The 21,274-nt window shown below is 57.9% G+C and carries 17 protein-coding genes and 2 pseudogenes; 12 read left to right on the forward strand and 7 right to left on the reverse strand.

From position 1 onward, the window contains the following. Positions 1–13 precede the first annotated feature (13 nt). From arsA to BPHYT_RS39655, 4 genes are all read left to right on the forward strand, one after another. A complete protein-coding gene (gene arsA, locus BPHYT_RS18460; RefSeq protein ID WP_012434623.1) occupies positions 14–1,768 on the forward strand; it encodes an arsenical pump-driving ATPase in 1,755 nt (584 codons plus the stop codon). Between the two features lie 115 nt (positions 1,769–1,883). Then, positions 1,884–3,146 (forward strand): putative Na+/H+ antiporter, encoded by a 1,263-nt coding sequence (locus BPHYT_RS18465; protein ID WP_012434624.1) that lies wholly within the window; start codon positions 1,884–1,886, stop codon positions 3,144–3,146. 396 nt (positions 3,147–3,542) lie between these two features. Beyond that, entirely contained in the window at positions 3,543–4,196 is a 654-nt protein-coding gene (locus BPHYT_RS18470) for an H-NS family nucleoid-associated regulatory protein (protein ID WP_012434625.1), read from the forward strand. Positions 4,197–4,778: 582 nt separating this feature from the next. Further along, positions 4,779–5,168, forward strand: coding sequence for a LysR substrate-binding domain-containing protein (locus tag BPHYT_RS39655; protein WP_407669197.1), 390 nt, complete (start codon positions 4,779–4,781; stop codon positions 5,166–5,168). Positions 5,169–5,383: 215 nt separating this feature from the next. Here BPHYT_RS39655 and BPHYT_RS18475 read toward each other — a convergent pair whose 3' ends face one another. Then, the gene (locus BPHYT_RS18475) at positions 5,384–6,484 is read right to left on the reverse strand and encodes a porin (protein ID WP_238535664.1); all 1,101 of its coding nucleotides are present in this window, start codon (positions 6,482–6,484) and stop codon (positions 5,384–5,386) included. A 402-nt stretch (positions 6,485–6,886) separates the two neighbouring features. Continuing rightward, complete coding sequence (locus BPHYT_RS18480) at positions 6,887–8,113, reverse strand: MFS transporter (protein ID WP_012434627.1); 1,227 nt, start codon at positions 8,111–8,113, stop codon at positions 6,887–6,889. Between the two features lie 293 nt (positions 8,114–8,406). On the opposite strand from BPHYT_RS18480, the gene BPHYT_RS18485 reads away from it, so the two are divergent. Continuing rightward, positions 8,407–9,855 (forward strand): M81 family metallopeptidase, encoded by a 1,449-nt coding sequence (locus BPHYT_RS18485; protein ID WP_012434628.1) that lies wholly within the window; start codon positions 8,407–8,409, stop codon positions 9,853–9,855. Between the two features lie 212 nt (positions 9,856–10,067). On the opposite strand, the pseudogene BPHYT_RS39790 reads toward BPHYT_RS18485, so the two are convergent. Beyond that, positions 10,068–10,178 (reverse strand): annotated as a pseudogene (locus BPHYT_RS39790) (AtuA-related protein); the annotation flags it as partial. On the opposite strand from BPHYT_RS39790, the pseudogene BPHYT_RS39660 reads away from it, so the two are divergent. Then, positions 10,172–10,704: pseudogene (locus BPHYT_RS39660) on the forward strand (LysR substrate-binding domain-containing protein); the annotation flags it as partial. The pseudogenes BPHYT_RS39790 and BPHYT_RS39660 sit on opposite strands and share 7 nt — an antisense overlap. A 10-nt stretch (positions 10,705–10,714) precedes the next feature. On the opposite strand, the gene BPHYT_RS18490 reads toward BPHYT_RS39660, so the two are convergent. The 3 genes from BPHYT_RS18490 to BPHYT_RS18500 all read right to left on the reverse strand — a co-directional run bounded on the left by BPHYT_RS18490 (position 10,715) and on the right by BPHYT_RS18500 (position 14,251). Then, positions 10,715–11,608 (reverse strand): LysR family transcriptional regulator, encoded by an 894-nt coding sequence (locus BPHYT_RS18490; RefSeq protein ID WP_049869098.1) that lies wholly within the window; start codon positions 11,606–11,608, stop codon positions 10,715–10,717. A 186-nt stretch (positions 11,609–11,794) separates the two neighbouring features. Further along, positions 11,795–13,255, reverse strand: a complete 1,461-nt coding sequence (locus tag BPHYT_RS18495; RefSeq protein WP_012434630.1) for an N-acyl-D-amino-acid deacylase family protein — start codon at positions 13,253–13,255, stop codon at positions 11,795–11,797. 84 nt (positions 13,256–13,339) lie between these two features. After that, a complete protein-coding gene (locus BPHYT_RS18500; protein ID WP_041759053.1) occupies positions 13,340–14,251 on the reverse strand; it encodes an ornithine cyclodeaminase family protein in 912 nt (303 codons plus the stop codon). A gap of 334 nt (positions 14,252–14,585) precedes the next feature. Between BPHYT_RS18500 and BPHYT_RS18505 the strand changes: the two genes are divergently transcribed. From BPHYT_RS18505 to BPHYT_RS18530, 6 genes are all read left to right on the forward strand, one after another. Continuing rightward, positions 14,586–15,869, forward strand: a complete 1,284-nt coding sequence (locus tag BPHYT_RS18505) for a D-amino acid dehydrogenase (RefSeq protein WP_049869180.1) — start codon at positions 14,586–14,588, stop codon at positions 15,867–15,869. 25 nt (positions 15,870–15,894) lie between these two features. Then, positions 15,895–16,248 (forward strand): RidA family protein, encoded by a 354-nt coding sequence (locus BPHYT_RS18510; protein ID WP_012434633.1) that lies wholly within the window; start codon positions 15,895–15,897, stop codon positions 16,246–16,248. A 75-nt stretch (positions 16,249–16,323) separates the two neighbouring features. Then, positions 16,324–16,452 (forward strand): hypothetical protein, encoded by a 129-nt coding sequence (locus tag BPHYT_RS39460; protein ID WP_274378458.1) that lies wholly within the window; start codon positions 16,324–16,326, stop codon positions 16,450–16,452. 1,231 nt (positions 16,453–17,683) lie between these two features. Then, the gene (locus BPHYT_RS18520; RefSeq protein WP_041759055.1) at positions 17,684–18,259 is read left to right on the forward strand and encodes a LexA family protein; all 576 of its coding nucleotides are present in this window, start codon (positions 17,684–17,686) and stop codon (positions 18,257–18,259) included. 102 nt (positions 18,260–18,361) lie between these two features. After that, positions 18,362–19,039 carry a hypothetical protein gene (locus tag BPHYT_RS36685; protein WP_012434635.1) on the forward strand — a complete coding sequence of 226 codons (678 nt, stop codon included), beginning with the start codon at positions 18,362–18,364 and terminating at the stop codon, positions 19,037–19,039. A 161-nt stretch (positions 19,040–19,200) separates the two neighbouring features. Beyond that, positions 19,201–19,950: a DUF5131 family protein gene (locus BPHYT_RS18530; protein ID WP_012434636.1), complete on the forward strand. Its 750-nt coding sequence runs from the start codon at positions 19,201–19,203 to the stop codon at positions 19,948–19,950. A gap of 7 nt (positions 19,951–19,957) precedes the next feature. Here BPHYT_RS18530 and BPHYT_RS18535 read toward each other — a convergent pair whose 3' ends face one another. Continuing rightward, positions 19,958–21,235, reverse strand: coding sequence for a three-Cys-motif partner protein TcmP (locus BPHYT_RS18535; protein WP_012434637.1), 1,278 nt, complete (start codon positions 21,233–21,235; stop codon positions 19,958–19,960). Positions 21,236–21,274: the final 39 nt, after the last annotated feature.

Consider the following 21,274-nt stretch of genomic DNA (forward strand, 5'->3'; position numbering starts at 1 on the left):
GCGGCGCAATGATATGACACTCCCTCTCGTTACAACTCGCCATCTCTTTTTCACCGGCAAGGGCGGCGTCGGGAAGACGTCGCTCGCCTGTGCTACAGCGCTGCAGCTGGCTGAAAAGGGTAAGACCGTGCTGCTGGTCAGCACCGACCCAGCGTCCAATCTCGATGAGGTGCTCGAGACTCAACTGTCCGGGCAGCCAACGCCAGTCGCGCAGGTTCCAAACCTCCACGCGCTGAACATCGACCCCGAACTCGCGGCGGCGGCCTACCGCGAGCGTACGGTCAGCCCTTATCGAGGCGTGTTACCCGATGCGGCAATTCGCAGCATGGAGGAACAGTTTTCCGGTGGCTGCACCGTCGAGATAGCGGCGTTCGACGCCTTTGCAGACTTGCTGGGCGGCAGTGCCACAGCGAATGCGTACGACCACATCATTTTCGACACCGCACCCACGGGGCACACGTTGCGTTTGCTGACACTGCCGTCGGCTTGGAGCAACTTTCTGTCGACGAACACGACCGGCAATTCCTGCCTGGGCCCTCTGGCAGGCCTTGAGCAAAACAGGCAGCTGTATGCAGCGGCCGTTGCCGAACTGACCAATCACGACCGCACCACTGTGGTCCTGGTGACCCGGCCCGAGGCATCGGCATTCCGTGAGGCGGAGCGCACCCGTATCGAACTGGCCGACCTCGGGGTTCGAAACCTGGTGCTCGCAGTCAACGGAGTTTTCAAGGCTGTCTCTTCTGACGATGCCATTGCTCGCGCGATGGAAGAACAGCAGGCTGTATCTATCAAGACAATGCCGCCGGGTCTCGCAGCCCTTCCGCGAAGCGAAACAGGCTTCATTCCCAGGGGATTGGTCGGGCTGACCGCGTTAAAGGCGTATTTGCACCCGGAGCAGATTGCAGCGCCCAGGACAGATGTCCGGTTGAGCGTGGAGTTGCCCGGCGGCCTCTTGCCGCTCGTTGACGACCTTGAGAAGGCGGGCCATGGCCTTGTCATGACAATGGGCAAGGGTGGCGTCGGCAAGACGACGGTTGCTGCGGCGATAGCACTTGACTTGGCGCAGCGCGGACACGCAGTCCTGCTTTCGACCACTGACCCAGCTGCACATGTGGCGTGGACTCTCCAGGAATCGCTGCCGGGTCTAACCGTGAGTCGCATCGACGCGGAACAGGAAGTGAACCGCTATCGCGATGAAGTTCTTGCCAAGGCCGGTGCCCATCTCGACGCCCAAGGGAAGGCGATGTTGGAGGAGGACCTGCGGTCGCCGTGCACCGAGGAGATAGCGGTTTTTCGTGCTTTCGCGCGAACGGTGGATGAGGCCCGGGACTCGTTCGTGATACTGGACACGGCTCCGACCGGACACACCATTCTGCTGATGGACTCAGCGGAGGCCTACCATCGCGAAGTCACGCGCACGCAGGGTGATATGCCAGAAGCGGTTCGCCAACTATTGCCACGTCTGCGCGACCCCGATTTCACGCGTGTACTTATCGTGACGCTCGCCGAGGCAACACCTGTTCATGAGGCCGAGCGACTACAAGCCGACCTCCGGCGGGCCCAGATTGAACCGTATGCCTGGGTCATTGACCAAAGTCTGCTCGCAAGCGGCACCCACGACCCGGCACTTGCCGAACGAGGGCGCTACGAGGTGCCATTTATCGAGCGCGTAATGAAGCAGGATGCGAAGCGGGCTGTGTTGCTGCCGTGGCAGGCGCACGCGCCCGTTGGTCTACATGGGCTGGAAGAGTTGGCTCGCGGGCATTGACTATAAAGCGGTCGTAGCGGACAGAATCGCGGGTAGGCGAATAAACTGGCGCGTAGGGTGTCTGTAATATTATGACGGAGTCGTCAACACGAAAGCGTCTCCAGCACCCTGTTCAATGCCCCATTCTGTAGAAATTTCTGCCGCCATCATCTTTGCCTTTGCGCTCATTCATACGTTCGCCGTAGCGCGCATTGAAAAGCTCTCCCACCGTTTTCCGCGGCATGCGGGTGTTTTCCACTTCCTCGCGGAGGTGGAGGTCGTCTTCGGATTCTGGGCGCTGATTCTGTGTCTCGTGATGTGGGCGCTCGTCGGGTCACATGTGACCATCGAGTACCTGGAGCATCGCGAGTTTACGGAGGCGCTGTTCGTCTTTGTCATTATGGTGGTCGCCGCGAGTCGACCTATTCTCGTACTGGTGACGACCATTGTGATGCGGCTTGCGCGGTTTCTGCCGGTGCGCACCCAGGTTGCCGTTATCTGGTTCTCTCTGTCCGCAGTTCCCCTCCTGGGCTCCATCATCACTGAACCTGCGGCGATGACACTCGCCGCGCTATTGCTGCGCGACACGCTGTTCTCCGCGCGAAGTTCCGAGCGGGTGAAGTATTTTGGCCTGGCGTTGCTTTTCGTGAATGTGTCCATCGGTGGGGTCATGACGGCGTATGCAGCACCGCCGGTGTTGATGGTCGCGAGTGCCTGGGGGTGGAGCACCGGATTTATGGCGGCCACCTTCGGATGGAAAGCAGCGCTCGCAGTTGTTTTCAATGCTACGGCTTTCGTCGCCCTGATTGCCAGGAGCGTGCCGACGTCCCAAGGGAGCGAGGGTGGTACAACCTCACCGTCCCAACGCGTTCCGGTTGGCGTCACGCTAGTCCATCTCGGGTTTCTCGCGCTTGTCGTCATCAACTCGCACCACGCTGTCGTGTTCATCGGGGCATTCCTCTTCTTCCTGGGCTACACGCACGCTTACGAGCGCCACCAGTCGCCTCTCATGCTGCGCGAAAGCCTTCTGGTCGCTTTCTTCCTTGGTGGGCTGGTTGTGCTCGGTGGCCTACAGCAATGGTGGCTTCAGCCGATAGTGCGTTCCATGGATGCGTTGACACTGTATTTCGGCGCGACAGGTCTGACGGCAGTTATGGACAACGCTGCCATCACCTATCTCGGGTCGCTCATACCTGGCTTATCAGACAGCGCAAAGTACCTGCTCGTGGCGGGAGCGGTGACGGGCGGAGGATTGACGGTGATTGCAAATGCTCCGAACCCGGCCGGCCTCGCGATACTTGGAAATCGGTTTTCAGGAGGCGCAGTCAGTCCGATAAAACTGCTCGGCGCCGCGCTCATGCCTACCATAATCGCAGGTCTAGCCTTTCTGGTTTTATAGGCAGGTCGAACAAAAGCGACACGGGCGGTCGCGGCGTTCAAATGTCCGCAGGTGATGTGCCCGGACAACGACGCAGGAACGCACGAAAGTTCTCGGTTGGTGGCGTACCTGCGGCGCCGAGGCCTCATCATCGGAGACGGCTCACCCGGACGACGGAAGTGATGGCAAGCATGTAGCTCTGGGAAACGACTTATGTCAGTGCAAATGCGAGCCTTTTCCGAAATTCGTGGCCTCGCAAGAAGCCGCCACCTTGTCGCCATGACCAATTACACGAAAGCGTTGCACTAAACGCTGCGGTAGCAAATGGCTCAAAGAGCTCTCATCTGGCTCCGCGCCGAACTAGCCGACCTCCTCGTCAACATGGCATAGTTTGACATCTCAACTGCGGAGCCACGAATGGCGACCTTGGAATCCTTGCAAGCAAAAATCCAGAGACTACGGGCGCAAGCCGACGCGCTGCTCGCGAAAAAGTCGAGTGCCGTAATCGAGAAGATTAAGAACTTGATGGCAGAACACGGTCTTACGACTGCTGACATCGATGCGCATACAGGTGGCAAGAAACGTGGACCAAAGCCGGGCGCTAAGGCCGCTGCCAAGTCGTCGGTTTCGGCCGCGAAGTACCGTGACCCGAAGACGGGCGCGACATGGTCGGGTCATGGCCGCGCGCCGGGCTGGATTGCCAGCGCTAAGGACCGCTCTACGTTTTTGGTTGAAGGCAACGCAGTGTCCTCCGCTCCTGCCGCAAAAAAGTCAGCGAAAGCCGGAAATTATGTCAGGGGCCCGCAGCCAGCGCTCTATCGTGACCCCAAGAGCGGCGCGACATGGAGTGGACGCGGGCGCGCGCCGGCGTGGATTGCTAGCGCCAAGGACCGCAGTCGATTTCTGATTGACGGTGCTAACGCGGTCGACAAGAGGCCGGTGGTCAAGAAGCCTGCGGCCAAGAAGGCCCCGGCGGCAAAGAAAGCGTCGGGGACGACAGCGTCGAGCAAGAAGATGACTGCGCCCGCTCCGGGGGCGAAGGCCGGCTCTGAAGCTGCAGCGACTGTCTAAGAATGGCGATGTGCACCAGTAGAGCCGACATTGTGTTCGGCTCTACCGGCGAGCGGTGATTGACGCGCTTTACTGGTCCGACGGGGCCTGCCTCTGTGCAGCTTGCTCGTGGCGACTTTCACCATCGCACTGGACGGTCATGCCGTCGTGCATTGAAATAAGATAGCGCGCCTTGTAAGCATCGTTTCATGCAAAGACCCAGCGGCATTCTGCAACGCATTTCCCTCTAGCAAACATCCTGTGTTTTTGTGAATGCCCCTTGGTGAAGTTGAGCCCCGCCTTATCCTGAGCGAGGCCTTCAGACACGTTCCAGCATCGTTAGATGCCCCTCGGAGCCAGCGTCGCCCGTCAGCCGTTCGCCTCAGGGCGCTAACTTCGCCACCCTGTCCGGTATCTCAAGGCTATCCCACAGTACCGGCTGTCCAGTGACCCGCCGTTGATGTCCGACCAGTCACGCGGCTGCACCGCGGAACAGGCAGCAGTATGTATACAGCGCGACAGACGCGATGTTTTCGCATCGGAGAGACGCGCTCGGAAATCTGGCTACGAGCAAAGTAGATTTGTCTGCAAGAAAATTTTGGAATCCGGAGGCGACCCACGAGAAGCGGAGGTTCGCCGTTTGTTCGCCGTTTGTTCGCCGAGAAGGTTTTTCCGGTTTGTTCTCCGGCGTACTCAAGTGGCCGTCTGCTGTCACCGACCGACTTGTCGGGTTGCACGTTACTCACGCTCGAGGACGCAGAGCGAAACTGGATGTCATGGCCATCGTGGTTCTCGCTTGCTCATGTCGAGCTTAAGAACTCTCACAACAAAATCACGTGCAACCGCTATTCGGTGCTTCTTGGTCTGGCCGCAACCCGGCAGGGTGTCGCCCTAGGCTGGGACAACATTATCGACCCGCTATTGAATGACGGAACACTCGTGCGAGCATCTGACGTTGATGCTTCTCTTGGCGGCGCATTTTTTCTGACCTGACCTGCTGAGCGGGACCATAGCCTTCCCGGTCGACGCTTTCGGGCTTGGATTGAACGGAAGTTTGACTCGAAGCGTTAATCCAACGTCTTTGATGTGAGTCCGCATGACTGCCGCACCCAAGATTCTCTGTTGGAGGCCCTGAATGTTCTGCAAGTCCAGTTAAACAAAAAAAGCGGAGACACCTTCGACAGGCAGCCCCCCTTGGGTACGGGCAATTAGAACTTGTGCCTAATGCCCACCACGACGCCAGTCTGGTTGTCGTTCGCCAAGGTGGTTCCATAGCCGCCAACTCCGAGCGTCGAACCGCCCTTGTTATGCGCAAAGGCCGCCGTCGCGTAGAGGTCGGTCCGCTTGGACAGGAAGTAATCCGCGGACAGCACCGCGAGCCACGGGTCTGCACTCGTTGAGTGAACGTCTTGATAGTACGCGCTCGCCGTAAGGGCAAACGCCGGCGTGACGTAATATTGGGCGCCAAACCAATACATGTTAGCGGCGTTGGCTTGCGAGCCGTTCGCCACTGCAATGGGACTTGCGGGAAGGAAAGCGCTCGCTGCGCGCAGGTAACGATACCCTGCATACGCCTTCACCTGACCGAATTGATACGACGCAGCAGCGGACGCTCGACGCTCGGTGGCGGTGTTCGTTGCTGCAGTGTTGCTGTTGCGCTGTTCGTACACGGCGGTCGCAGCGAATGGGCCTGTGGCATAGGTGAGTGTGCCACCGAAGTAGCGGCCGGTCAGCTCCGCCCCCGGCACTTCCGTACCGTAGCCCGTGTCGTAGCGCGTACTGTACATCGCAGTTGCGGTCAACGGCCCGAACTTGCCGGTATACTTCGCGGAGTTATCGATACGCCCGGCGAACGCAGAGTCAACCGACAGAGTCGAGTAACGCGTCGCTGCACCGAACGGGTCGAATGCGATAGCCTCTTCGAAGAGTAGCGAGTTTTGGCGCCCGAACGTCAACTGATGATTGTTGTACGCAAGCCCTACCCATGCCTGTCGACCGAAAAGTCGCGAGGTGGTCGTGGCATTCGCACCGAGACCTTTGGTTGACTGGCCCAATGTACCGTCGTTGACGTTGAACCCGCTTTCAAGAACGAAGAGCGCCTTGAGGCCGCCGCCCAAGTCCTCTACGCCTCTCATGCCCCAGCGTGAGCCCGAGGAGTTCCCCGAGACTTCGCGGGTCACGGCACCGCCCGAAGTCGTGTTATTCAGGTGTTCAATGCCGACATCCACAATGCCGTAAAGAGTGACACTACTTTGCGCGTTTGATTTAGCTGGCAAGCCCAAAAGGGCAGCTGAAGCGGCGACCCCCATCACATACGCGGGATTTGCGAGGGCGTTCTTTTTTAGCTTCTTAAAAGGCATTTTTTCTCCAAACATTTTGATAATAGTTATGCGAGTAAATCTGTGGCTCGCCAATCGATAGGCACAGACGAGCCATCCCCGCTGCGGCATGACTAGGCCGGCAGACCAGGAAGTTGCCCTCGAGGCGCAGGGGCATGAGTGCTGTGTACAGCGGGTGCTTTGCGGGCTACGCTGCTACAACGAATCTCGGAGGAGGAAGGACCGCAAGATGAGCGTGCGTTGCGGATACGTTGCTTGGAGTGGCCGAATAGCCGAGCAAACGAATACCCGCAAACGCACAGCTTTCGAGAACACCGAGGGGTGTTTCACGAACCCCTGTCGAATAAAACTACTTCAGGCGGTTCAGTGAGCTCAATTTATCGCCAATTCAAGTGAGCTGTTAGTCTCATTCGGAACCTTGAATACGAGCGCAGCGACCACCGACAAAACTCCGACCCCAATGAGCAGATAGAAAGCTGAGAAGAATGCTCCATTTGCTGCTGTGATAAGGGCGCCCATAATTGCAGGGAAGATGGAGTTCGCCAGTTGACCGCCGAAGTTCATAAGACCAGAGGTCTTCCCAATCAATTGCTCCGGTACCCGACGCAGCGGAGTGGCGAATACTGTGGCGTACACCAGATTGAACGACAAGGAGAAGAGCGTCCAGTATGTAAGCAGCAGCCAAATTTGGGTGGTTGTAATCATAAGCACCAAGAAAACAGTGCTGAGAGCCGAGCCCGCGACCAAGCAACCCTTCTCAAAACGCTTATCGAGCTTGTCCAGGAAAAACCCGACCGTATTAGCGCCTGCGAACGCAATCAGGTTGGGCACGACCAGAGCAAGTCCGGCGTGCTTCAAGCTGATGTGATAGCTCGTCATGAGGTAGGTCGGCATCCACGAATTCACACCGACATGCAAGGCACTGGTGAAAAACCACACTGCCGTGAGCTTCCACGCCAAGGGGGATTGAAGAACTGGCTTCCAGGCGACGCGAGGACGCTCTACATCAGTCTTCTGCCGCGCTCGCTTATCGCCACGCAGACTGAACCAGAGAATGACAGCGACGGCGAAGCCGACAACAGACAGAATGTCGAACGCCCCACGCCACCCAAGCTTGGTAACGCTCGCTGCAATGATTGCTGAGCCAACGGCACTGCCCAGAAACGTCGTGGAGACGAGAAAGGATTTGGCTCTCGCTCGTTGCTTCTTGGGGAACACTTCAGCGACCGTGACAGAACTCGCGGGCGAGAAGCTGCCTTCGCCGAGACCGAACATGAAGCGAATCACCAGCAGCGACGCAAACGACCACCCCAAGCTAGTCACGCCGGTGAAGATGGACCACATTACGACGCACGCGACCACGACAATCCGGGAGCCGAACTTGTCGGACAGCCAGCCACCGGCTAACTGCATGATTGCGTAGCTGAAATAGAACGCGCTCAGAAGCATGCCTCCCTCCTGAGCGGTGAGCATGAACTCCTTCGAGATTGGAACGAGCGCGACGCTCATCAGAATGCGGTCGGCGTAACCGACCGCCCACGCGAGGAAAAGACCTGCAATCACTGCGGTCTTCTGCGCTCGGCTGAATTTATCTCCCATCACCTTCTCCAATATATTTAGGGCCGGGGCTAGTTTGCTTACCACCACCCACCCCTGCAATTTGCTTCGCCGGTATTACTGCGTCCAATGAAAAGAAATTGGGAGACATAGACTCAGGTTATATCGCGCCCGCTGCATAGCTTAGTCCCGACCGCATAACCACAGGTTAATCCTCCCCTCGTATATTCAATTGTCGAGAACCGTCCGTACGTTCACACTTGGCTGCACACAGCGCGGATGCGCTTTCCATTGGGGCGTCGCCGCCTTGTAGGGCGACCAAAATAGGGGGACTTATGCGAGTTTTCACTGCAGGGATGGGGACAGAGACAAATACTTTTTCCCCAGTGCCGACGGGACTTGATGCTTTTCGTGAACGCGGAATTTATCCTTCCGGGACACATCCAGACCGCATGTCGCGCTACGGCGCTCCCATGTTCATTGCTCGCGAGCGTGCTCGAAGCGAAGGCTGGACAGTTTTCGAAGGCCTTTACGCGGAAGCCCAGCCTGCGGGACTCGTCACGCGCGAGGCATACGAGAGCCTGCGGGATGAGCTTCTCTCTGACTTGAAAAGAGTGCTTCCTATCGATGTCGTGCTTCTTGGGCTGCACGGGGCGATGGTGGCCGACGGCTACGACGACTGCGAGGGTGACCTCATCGCTCGCGTGCGTGAACTGGTGGGACCGAAGGCAATCATCGGCGCCGAACTCGACCCGCACGCGCACCTGAGCAAGGAAATGGTCGAGAGCGCAACGTTGCTCATCGCTTACAAGGAATACCCTCACACGGACATCAAGGAGCGTGCGGTCGAACTGGTAGACCTTTGCGCACAAGCCTTTGCGGGAAAGATTCATCCGGTCGCCGCCGTTGTCGACACGAAGATGGTCGTTCCGATTCACACCTCGCGAGACCCCGGCCGTAGCTTCGTCGACAAGCTGAGCGCGATGGAAGGCAAGAACGGGGTGCTTTCTCTTTCCGCCATCCAAGGGTTCGCCACCGGTGACGTACCGTCGATGGGTACTAAGGTCCTTGTCTACACGGACGGCGACAAGGCGGCGGCGCAGACGCTGGCAAAGGAATTGGCAGCCGAGCTTATTTCCCTGAGGGATAAGCTGCGCGTGAACTATCTGTCGGTGGACGAGGCGCTGGACAAGGCGCTGGAAGGAGGACCTACGCCGGCAATCCTGGCGGACCGAGCCGACAATCCTGGCAGCGGCGCGGCAGGCGATTCGACGTTCATCCTGAGACGGCTGCTCGAGCGCAAGATTTCCGACGTAGCGATTGGACCGCTCTGGGACCCGATTGCGATTCAAATGGCGTTCGGAGCGGGCGTTGGCGCCCGCATGCCGTTGCGCATTGGCGGGAAAATCAGCCCGATGTCCGGAGACCCGGTCGACGCCGTTTGTTTGGTGAAGGAATTGAGGCGCGGCCATGTCATGACCGCGCAAACTGGCGAACCCCTGAGCGTCGGCGACTCCGCGTTGATTGAAGTCGACGGCATCGAGTGCGTGCTGATTTCCGTCCGCGCTCAGGCAATCAACGTCGACCTTTTCACGGGGTTGGGTTGCAATGTCGCCAGCAAGAAAATCGTGGTGGTTAAGTCGGCGCAGCATTTCTATGCATCGTTTTCGACCGTTTCGAAGCGAGTTCTTTACGTGGGAGCGCCCGGCTCCGCGACGCCTCGATATGACCAGCTGACCTATCGTAAAGCCGAACTTCCAAAGTGGCCCATCACGCTCGACTGACAGCACCGCATTGCTGATGAAAGCGGTGGTCTCCGCCACCGCCTCGACCCGCCTGAAGATTCGAAACGCCTGCTTTCCGGCTAGCGCCGACCTCCAGGCGTACAGAAACGCGACCAAGTATGTAAAAAAGGCAACGCATCCCAGATGCGTTTCCAGAATCTTTAAGGCTGGCACGTTCCACACGACAGTCAGCCCGTCGCCGCTGTGCAAGTCTACGTTCGGGTCGGTCCTTTGACCTCGATGTCCAGCAGCGGCGAACTCATTGACTTGCCGTGCGCGTCCAGCGCCAACGGACGCGTGACGCCGCCGCCAAGTGATACGCGCCGTGGTCGCGGGCGCGGTAAATGCATTGGTGCGCAACGATGAGGCCGACATCGGTCTAACAGACGGTGGCATACAGGATTCGACACTCGAAGTGCTTCACACGGGAACGGACCGTCTGGTCGCAGTCTTCCCGAAGACGCATTCGATGGCGAAACAACAAAAAAATTTGGCATCAGAGAGTTGCTGCGTTCGCCTCTTGTGCTCACCGCACCGGGCACCAGCGTAAGAGCAGTCGTCGATAGCGCGTTCGCCCAAACCGGCGAGCAACCAACGATTGCCAGCGAGACAACCTACACAATGACAGCCGTCGCGATGGTACGCGCGGGACTAGGTGTGGCAATCTTGCCTGAGTCAGCAAGAGAGCTGCGTGCCGAACCAGAACTCGTGACTAACGTGATTAAGCATCCCTCGTTCGTACGGCCAATTGCGCTCATAAAAAAGCGGGGCCGCACGCCTCCTCCAGTCACCGAGCCGTGTATTGCCCTGCTACGCGACGCGTTGGACGACGCCGCGCGCCACCGATGAAAGTCGGCGATTACGACCTCCCCACGCGCTTAGCGAGTTGTTGCATGAACACCTTTAGTGCGTGAGTTCCAGCATTGCTCGCAGCGGTCATCACGCTAACCCCAATTGAGAAAGCAGGTTCGAGCTCCTTGACGAAACTGCGGTCTCCCATCCCTGTGGCGGTGTATTCGTCGATAATCGTGAAGCCTACGCCGCTCTCGGCCAGCGCGCGGGCAAGGTAGTAGGTCTTCACCTCAATCATGGGCGATACATCGTGCTTGTCGAGAGTCGCCAACGTGGCGCTTATTTTCAATCCGAGCGGGTCCGCGGAGTCGAGGCCAATCCACTTCGAGTAGTCCAGGTCACCGAGATGGACAGGACTGAGGCCACTACCGGTTGTCCCATCGTTTGGACCAACAAACACTGCCTTGGCTTGCCCGAGTTCTTCGATGGTAATACCGGCCTTTGCTGTCGGTTCAAACGCGATACCAACGTCGATTTCCTGTGCTAGCAACAGGGCCGAAAGGGTCTCGTTGTTTTCCGTTCGAATGTTTAGCGACACGTCGGGACAAAGGCCAGTGAACGCAGCGACTGCCTGTGGAACGAGACTGAGACCAAGGCTCGGGATGCACCCAATTCTCAGCATCCCGCCTGGATGTGAGGCGAGGTTGCGGGCCAGATTCCGGACTCGCTCAAGGCTCAAGTGAAGAGATTTCGTCTCTTGAAACAACATGACGGCTTCGGGTGTGGCCTTGAGCCCGCCAGGCAATCGCTTGAACAGCGCGACACCGAGGCTGTGCTCGGCTTGCGCGAGCATTTTGCTCGCGGCCGGCTGAGAAATATTCAAGAGGTCAGCCGCTCCCGAGAGAGAGCCCGCCTGCATTACTGCATGGAAAACCTCGATGTGACGCAAGCGCATGGTCATGCTAGTGACGTGTTTAACTGTTGGCGAGACACCAGCTCCGAGCACCGAAGCAGGTGACCCAGCTACGCCGGCATAGTAACGTGGCTGATGGAAGTTTACTCCCATCAGCCACTCTGAACTCGCCGTTGAAGATGAGCAACTCTTCGCGGGACCGGGCCTCGGGGAGTTGGTGGGCTGATTTGCGAACTATCGCTTCGTGCGAGTAATCACAGTGCCGTTTCGAGCGCCGAGATGGGCGCGCTGCTGCCACGTAACAGTGCCATTCACGATGACATAGTCGATACCGTCTGCCGGCTCCTTGGGGTTATCGTAAGTGGCACGGTCCAGAACAGTGTTGGGGTCGAACACGACGACATCGGCGTGGTTTCCGACCTCGAGGATTCCGCGCTGCTCAATCCCGAAATTCTGTGCTGTCAGGCCAGTCATTTTCCAGACTGCAGTCTCCAACGAGAAGAGTCCGAGCGTGCGACTGTAGTGACCAAGAACCCGAGGAAAGGTACCCCAGAGGCGTGGGTGCGGATTTTCTCCGGTAGGAAGACCGTCTGACCCAATCATCGTCTCATCGAACGCCAGAATCCGCTGCACGTCGTGCTCGTCCATGCTGAAGTAGATGGCGCTTGCCGGCTGCAGCCGCTTCGACGCTTCAGACCTACTCACGCCCCATTCTTCAGCGATGTCGCCGAGTTCCCGCCCGACAAGCTCTGGGTGAGTGCCGCTGCTCGCAATTCGAATCTTGCCTGTCAATCTGTCTTCGGCGAGGTGCAACATCGTCGAGCTTGCGTTGTAGGGGTAGCAATCGAGCGCTACGCACTGACATTTCATCGCGGCACGGATGAAAGGAAGCGTGATTGTCGACTTTCCGAAATTCTGCTCGCGCATCAACTTGTGGTGGGACACTACCACTTTGACGTCTAGTGCTTTACCGATTGCAAAGGTCTCTTCGAGCGACTCAATGCTGCTATCGGCCTCGTTGCGCATATGCGTTGCGTACACGGCACCTGTTCCGGTCAGGGGCCGACAGACTTCGATGACTTCTTCCGTAGTGGCTGCTGCGGCCGGTGGATATGCCGTTCCAGTCGATATGCCGAGAGCGCCCGCATTGAGCGCTTCGGTCAGCAACTCTCGCATATCGGAAATCTCTGCGGAAGTCGCGGTGCGACTCAGGTCCGCCATGGTCCGCGCTCGAAGCGTGGTATGGCCTACCATAGGTGCAACGTTGACCGCACACGGCGCCGCGCGAAGTGCTTCGACGTAGTCGCTGAACGTTTGGAAGGACGTTCCATCCTGAGGTTTCTCTGGGACCAGCAAATTGAGCGGCGCGGGCACCGGCGAGTCCGCACGCAGCGGAGCGATACTCACACCGCAGTTGCCTGTAACAACGGTCGTGACGCCTTGCGAAACCTTAGAGTCCATCGAAGGTAGGCGCAGGACTGCGGCGTCATCGTGAGTATGCGAGTCGATAAAGCCGGGCGATACTATCTTCCCTGAGGCGTCGAGAGTCGTTTTTGCGGCTTGGCCTCTCAAGTTTCCGATGGCGACGATACGACCGCCACGAATACCGACATCCGCCTCGTAGCGCGGGCGCCGCGTCCCGTCGATGACCGTGCCACCAACAATCAACAAATCGAAGTCTTCAGCGACGGACATTCTCAGAGCCTCATTTTTCAGGTGACCGGCTGTCCACCGGCGGCCTATGAGACAGAGCGCGCCGCTGAACTCCACAAACGTGCCTTAAGCAGCAAGCTTCTTATAGACCAAGGCAGAGAGAGCGACGTCCACAAGACCAACGCCAACGGACTTATATACGGTGATGCCTTTGGCTCGCTCTTGTCCCTCGGACGCAGCCAGGACAGGGCCCAACTCCTCAACCTTTGCCCAATCAACGATACCCTCCTTGGCCATCAGAAGGTCACCTGCTTCTTTCTGCGCTTGCTCTTTCAGTTCGACGATGACACGGCTCGCACGTTCAAGTGTCGTGTCGTCAATCTCGCGTGTTTGCGGCTTGCTTGACCCGATTGCAGCCACGAAGACGTTGGGCTTCAGGAGAGCGCCGTCGAAAATCGGAGTCGGACTACGCGTGCAGGTGACGAGCACATCTGCCTGCGACACCGCAGACTGGATGTCTTCGGTCAAAAACTCGACATCCGGATGACTAGCTCTGAATTTTGAGGCGAGTTGCTCGCCATCGCCTTTGCTGACAATGTAGACGCGCTTGAACACGCCAATCTCAAGCAGAGCTGCGATGTGCGCTTTTGCCTGCACCCCAGCACCAAACACCGTGAGGGTACTCGCGTTTTCCGGGAGTTGTGCCTCGACAGCCACGCGGGTGGTTGCAGCGGTGCGGAACTCTGTAAGGGCATTGCCCTGGATGCTTGCGAGATAGCGTCCGTCCTTCGTATCGAAGAGAACGACTACAAAGTCGAACTTGCCTGCCAGCGTTGAATAGACCTTCGCGCCGCACACCTCCGCGTCCGTGACAATCCCGCCCATCACGCTGAGGGTCACATTGTCTAATTGCTTACGACTTCTTTGCAGCGAGACTGCGCGACCCCGTGCGTCCGCGAGAAACGCATCGCGCACGACCGAACTACTCTCGTTGAGGGTAAGGGCGCCGCGGACCTGTTCATCGGTAATCAGTTTCATGTGCATGCGTTGGCTTAACTCCAGACAGTCAACCAACTTTCCTAAAAGTTATGTCGAGTCTGATTGTTTCCCGTGAGAACCAAGCAGTCTAATGCAATTTTTTAGTTCGACATAACCTGCGGTTATGCGCAGCCTCCCTGCGTAGACGACGCATCAATTGCCAAATAGTGGGCAACGCGTCGTACATCCAGACAAGAGCTCCTGCACTTAACCATGGGTTATGTCCTGCGTCGAATTCTCAATTGCGACGACTGCCGAACCTTCCCATACTGGATTTATCTCGGGATTGACACGACCCCGCAGCAAATCGAACCATTTTGGGAATTGAATGACAATGCATGTCTGTGTGCTCGGCGGCGGAGTTGTTGGTGTGACTACTGCCTACTTTCTGGCTCGCGAAGGCTATCAGGTGACGGTAGTCGAAAAACACACGCAGGCAGCTGCTGAAGCAAGCTTCGCGAACGGCGGCCAGCTCAGCTACAGCTACGTTGCGCCTCTGGCTGGGCCATCGGTACTGAGCCATCTTCCAGGTTGGCTGTTGAGCCGCACCGCGCCGCTTCGTTTTCGCCCCAGCCTCGATGTTGACCAATGGAAATGGTGCTGCGAGTTTCTTCGACATTGCACGAGTGCGCGCAGCCGACAAACGACCGTCGAACTACTGAGGCTCGGTGCCTACAGCCGGACAGTGATGCAGGAGCTGATGACGAACGAATCGCTCGACTTTGCCTTCAACAAGAGCGGAAAACTCGTCGTCTACCGCAACGCCGAGGATTTTGCGGGCGCGCGCAAGCAAATGGATTTCCAGGCCGGGTTTGGCGTCGAGCAGTCGGCACTCGATGCCGATGCATGCATTGCCGTCGAGCCGGCTCTGGAAAGCATCCACCAAAAGCTCGTTGGCGGCATCTACACCGCATCAGAGGAAGCCGGTGACTGCCATCTTTTCACTCGAGAACTCAGCCGATTGGCGACCGAAAAGTATGGCGTGCGCTTTCTCTTTGGGACGCAATTGCACGGGCTGAGGCAGGAGAGTGGCAAAGTGGTGGCTGCTCAAACCTCAGAAGGCGACATCATCGCGGACGACTACATTGTCGCGCTTGGCAACGGTAGCCCAAATCTCCTCCATCCACTCGGTATCAATCTGACCATGTATCCGCTCAAGGGATACAGCCTTACCGTACCAGTGAACCTTGGCAACGTAGCACCGAAGGTCAGTGTGACTGACCTCCATCACAAAATCGTATACGCTCGCCTCGGCGACCAGCTCCGCATTGCAGGCATGGTCGATATGACGCCTGCCGGTTCGAAAGAAGACTCTGCGCGAATTCGCCTGTTGCAGTCGCAAGCGCAAGCTACGATGCCAAACGCCGGCGACTTTTCGGCGACGCAGATTTGGACGGGGTCTCGCCCGACCACACCTGATAGCAAACCCCTTCTCGGAGCCACTCGTTTCCCCAATCTTTGGCTCAATACCGGCCAAGGCTCCCTTGGTTTCACCCTCGCCGCTGCCAGTGCGAAATTGGTCACAGACGCCGTTCGAGGCCGAACGACTCGAATCGACATCTCGCCTTATCAGCTCGCAGGCAGAAACGAAGCACGGACATACGAGTTCGCCATCTAAGCTTCGAGACAGGGACCACTGAACCATGGGTAACGAGATTCAGCGATTGCAAACAAACGCTCGCATGAGCCAAGTTGTTGTGGCGCGCGGTACGGTGTATCTGTCGGGCCAGGTACCCCACACGCCCAATGCCTCAATCGAAATTCAGACGACAGAAGTGCTCGACCGTATCGACAAACTGCTCGAGACCGAGGGCATTGACAAGACTCGACTTCTGACTGCGAACATCTGGTTGAGTAGCCCCGAGCATTTCGCTGAATTCAATGGTGTCTGGGATGCCTGGGTTGCGGAAGGCACTGCGCCGACGCGCGCATGCGTCACATCGCTGCTCATGCGCAAGGGGCTTGATGTGGAGATTGCTGTCACGGCGCTCGCTTAGTTGCTCCAGTGGACGTGTACATTAAGCCGCGAATACGCCTCACGAAAGATTGCGACATCCGGTCTGACGCCTGACGTGGCGCTGAGTCGCGCCGAAAAGGGCGTGAAGTTGAAGGTCGACGCCGGCGAGTGGGAGTTCTCGCAGCGCGAGGTCGCGTGGGTCATGAAGCGCACGCGGGAACTGTCGCCCTCGAGCGACGATTAGCCGAGCGCTGCCGTAGGCGCCACGCCGCGCGCCGGGCGCTCCACGGCAACCGCCACCACCCCATCGGCCACTGCGGCGCGCACACCCCCCGAAAACCCTGTACTCACCTTCCTACGTTTCAACGCGTCTCCTCAGCGTTCATCCTGTTTTTCGAGTGATGCCCCTTGGTGAAGTTGAGCCCCGCCTTATCCTGAGCGAGGCCTTCAGACACGTTCCAAACATCATTAAGATGCCCCTCGGAGCCAGCGTCGCCCGTCAGCCGTTCGCCTCAGGGCGCTAACTTCGCCACCCTGTCCGGTATCTCAAGGCTATCCCACAGTACCGGCTGTCCCGCGACTGCTGCCGTTGATGTCCGAACAGTCGCGCGGCCGCACCGAGGAACGGGCAGCAGTATGTATACCGCGCGACAGGGGTGATGATTTTCGATTTGGAGACCGTGTTCGCAAACCTCGCCGTGTGCTGGGGAGATTTTCCAGAAAAATATTTTGGCGGACTGGCGGAGCGCGTGTGCGACCCTCGACGAACAGTTCGTCAACGACTTCCGCGAGGCGCAGCGTTGCCACGCCCACCGCCTGACGGATTTCCAGTCGTGCTCGGCCAGTTACCGCCGGAAGAGCCACTTCCCGACCGGCCACCACTCCCGGCTGATTTGGCCCCGCTGGACGAGCCCTTCGATGCACCGCCCGAGTTGCCGCGCGCGCCGCCTTGGCTGCCGCCTGTTCCTTTGCTCATCGCCGCCCTCATTGAAATTTGGGGTAATACCAGCCGCGTCCGATGAGTCCGATTGCGCATCGGAATCGAGACCATCACAACAAGATACCTCTCAGGGCGTCGCTTCGGCGCATCCTTGGATAATCTAGTCGGCGAGAACGCAGACGCTCCAGCTCAGGCGAAGCGCCGGCGGGCATAGCTGCCTAGCAGCTGCGCGTGAGCTCTATCTGCGTCGAAAACTATCGATTCCATCTGTTCGCCAAGTTGCGCAAAGCGTCGGTTCGCTTGCCTGAAGGCATCGCGAACGCCGGTCAACGCGACGCACACAGCACGCAGTTCGATGTTGGTCCGGTCGGTCAGGTCTGCGCAGACACGAACCCCTTCCAACTTCGCTTCGTCCAGCGTCTCGTAGTCATGTGCTTCTGCGTCGAGTCGAGTGAAGCAGGCGGCCGCAACCTCATTCGAGTGCGCGGCAGATGCGCTACAATGCTATCGAATGAACGTTCGATGGGTCGAGCAAATGAACGACGAAACGCACTTGGCCGCTCTACGTAGTTATTGGAAGCGACATCAGACCTTTCCAGCGATGTCGAAACTCTGCGATGTCGTTGGCCTAACAAGCACGAGCAGCATCTTCGCCCTTATCAAAAGGCTATCCGAGGCGGGCTTCCTCGAACGAGTCGAAGGTCGCATCGCGCCGACGCGCCGTTTTTTCGGTCGCCCCGTGCTCGGCGCCGTCCGAGCCGGTCAGCCCCAGCCTGAGGGGCAGGAACCGCCGGAACTGCTGACTATCGACGATTACCTCGTTGATGACCCAAACAGAACAGTGCTCTGCCGGGTGCGAGGTGAGTCGATGCGAGATGTCGGTCTTCTGGACGGAGACTTGGTGGTCGTCGAGAAGAATCGGCCGACTCGTCCTGGCGACATCGTCGTTGCGGTCGTCGATGGCGAGATGACCGTGAAGACTCTGCGTCTCGACAAGAATGGTGCGTATTATCTCGAGCCCGCTAATCAGGACTTTCAGGTGATTCGACCGCAGGGGTCGCTTGAGATAGTTGGTGTTGTAGTCGGCTCTGTTCGCAAGTACGGCCGTTAACCCACGAGGCCTATCGGATGTCCTCTAGCGCGGCAACCAACCTTCAGACCTCGCTGTCGGTATGAGACGCATAAACAGCAAATGAGCTTTCGGTAGAAAAGAATGACGGACTTCGTGCTAACAATGCTCAACTCGGTGATGAGCGACGGATTGAGCGCTGAGAAATTTGCAGCAGCCAGTTCGGCGTCTGCTCTCGCAGCAGAAACACTGAAAGGCGTAATGAAACGACGCCATGCGACTGCCGTGCGAATCCTTCTCGAGGAGCTGAAGGCTGGGAAAACGACTCCAAGCGACAGCGATGTTCCTGAGGTGATAGCTGCTCTATTCCGATTTCAACGCGCGGCTGAGGAAGGGGCTGCCAGACTCAATCTTCGGCTGATGGGGGCGGTCTTCGCCGGACAGGTTGTCCATCGGTCAATGACGGCGGACGAATTTCTATATCTGGCAGATATTCTCGCCCCACTTAAACGGGAAGAAGTCATTCTGCTCGGCACGTTCGCACGACTCTGCGAGGATGGCGGACCAGCGTTAGAGCCGCGCGATTTGCAGCTCCGCGCAATCCAAGAGCTCGTACCCGATGTTTTCGACAACGTTGATGCCTTCATGGCGACAGCCGGCGCTTTGCTGCGAACAGGGTTCGTGATGGCAAGTGTCCCTCCTACGAACTACGCAGCTCAAATGAGCGGGTTCATTTACCGTCCCACGCATCTTTTAAGTCGACTCAGCGGGCTCTTGGACATTGAAGGCGTCGTCAAGCGCCACGAGGCGGACCAGAGTTAGCATAAACGCAGTCAATACCCATCAAGCCGCGGCCGGACACATAGAACGGCGACGACAATATGACAGCGGCGTATTTCAGTTAGTACATGATGGAAGCATGGCTATCGCTTCCGGGCTGAAAGAAGCTGGATAGAATCGCACTCTACAAGAGAGGTCGACCAATGAGTGGCGGGCAAAGCAAAATTGAATGGACGGAACGCACGTGGAACCCAACGGTCGGGTGCACGAAAATCTCCCAAGGCTGCAAGAACTGTTATGCGGAGGGAATGGCCAAGCGTCTCAAGGCCATGGGCACTCCAGGTTACGAGAACGGTTTTCGTCTCACGTTGTTACCGAATCGGCTTGAAGAGCCGCAGAAGCGGAAGAGCCCGACAGTCTATTTCGTGAACTCGATGTCGGACCTCTTCCATCAGTCTGTCTCAGACGCGTTCGTTAATGAGGTGTTTGACTCCATAAGAGCCTGCCCCCAGCACACTTTCCAAATTCTCACGAAGCGTGCTGAGAGGTTGGCGACCTACTGCAGCCGACATGAAATACCTCAAAATGCCTGGCTAGGCGTATCTGTCGAAGACCGCCGCCACGGCGTCCCACGCATCGAACACCTCAGAAGCGTCACAGGACGCATCCGGTTCCTCTCTGTAGAGCCACTTCTGGAGGACCTTGGGACGCTTGACCTCAGCAACATAGACTGGGTCATCGTAGGGGGTGAGTCTGGTCCCAAGGCTCGACCAATGAATGAGCAGTGGGTCCGCCGAGTGAAGGTCCAGTGTGAGGACCAAGGCGTCAAATTCTTCTTCAAGCAGTGGGGTGCCTGGGGGACCGACGGAGTTCGTCGCTCCAAGAAGGCGAATGGCCGTCTCCTCGACGGCCAGACATGGGACGACATGCCAGAGCGACTGTGTTCCGCCTGAGAAACCACTAAGTCAGGAAGTGCCGCTGTCCCGAATACTGGATGATGTCCGTCGGCTTGTAGAGCTTCGAAGGCCGACGATTCCGGTCCTCGCTCGTGGTGACCACGATGCTCTTTGACGCGTGCATGCCGCGAATCACCTTTTGAAGCCGTGACTCGTCCGCCATCGTGTTCGAGATGCTCGTTTCCAGGAGCTGGGCTACCGTAATTGGTTGCCCGCTGTCGGCAAGTTTCCGACCGAACTGGTCGACCAGGGCTTCGAAGCAACGCTGCTCTCCGCTCAGGTCAAACAGGAGCGACGTCTGTCCGCTGTACTCCTCGTCCTTGCGTGGGTTGTATCCAAGCATGAAAATGCCTGGCTCCAATTCGTGCCCGAACTCGCTGGAATGCTCCCAGTGGAGCGCTTTCATGACATCGTGCGCCTTATAGTGCTGCGAGAGGTGCACGAGCCAATAGCTCCACGGGTTCGCTGAGTGCGGGCGCACGAAGAACAGCGTCATGAACAAGGCCCTGGTCTCGGTCTTGATGCCATGAGCGATGTGTCGCTGGAGCGTGGCGCGCCAGTCCCGCCGAGATTTGAGGTGCTTCAGTTGCTCCCAAGGGATGTATTTCTCGAGACCGACGTTCCGCAGCGGCTTCCGGTTGCGCTCGGTGTCGCTAAGGAAGGTCAACAGCGAATCGACGTTGAAGTTGAGGATGACCTCTGCCCGCGGAAGCTCGGTCATCAGCCAACGTAGGCTTTCCATCGAGACAGCGTCGTAGCTGTATTGGTCCAACAGAAAGATGGCACGCCCGCCGGCCCGTCGGCTCTTGATGCGCTCAACGACACCCCGCAACTCGCTCTCAAAATCGCCATTCCGAAGGCTGATTCGAGGATAGTCCTCGTTCGCAATCGCGCCTTCACCGCGACGCTTTTCGATATGGTGATGCAGGTACTTCGCCGATTCCTTGTTTTTCTCAACGAAGAAGAACTCGGCATCGATTTCGCGCGGCGTTACGGTTCGGCCGACATTGATTTTCGCCCGGGCTTCATGGACCGCTTGGAGCATGACGAGCGGCGTCCCGTCCACCGAACCGGCACCGTTTTCATCGAGATATTCGCCGCCGCCCGCAAATCCATCGACGAGTGAAAGTGTCAGCTTCGGGATACCCGGTTGCGACATTAACGTCTCGATGTAGCGGGTGATATAGCTACGCACAATCGAATGTTTAACTGCACTGTGCTGGTCCAGCTTCGGCGGGGCGTGACCCACGAGCCAGTCATATTTATCTTCGCTCTTGGCCATGGATATTTTGATGGGCCTTGTTTTTTGCAAGATTAGCAG

This window comes from Paraburkholderia phytofirmans PsJN, from assembly GCF_000020125.1.
GTDB classification, from domain to species: domain Bacteria; phylum Pseudomonadota; class Gammaproteobacteria; order Burkholderiales; family Burkholderiaceae; genus Paraburkholderia; species Paraburkholderia phytofirmans.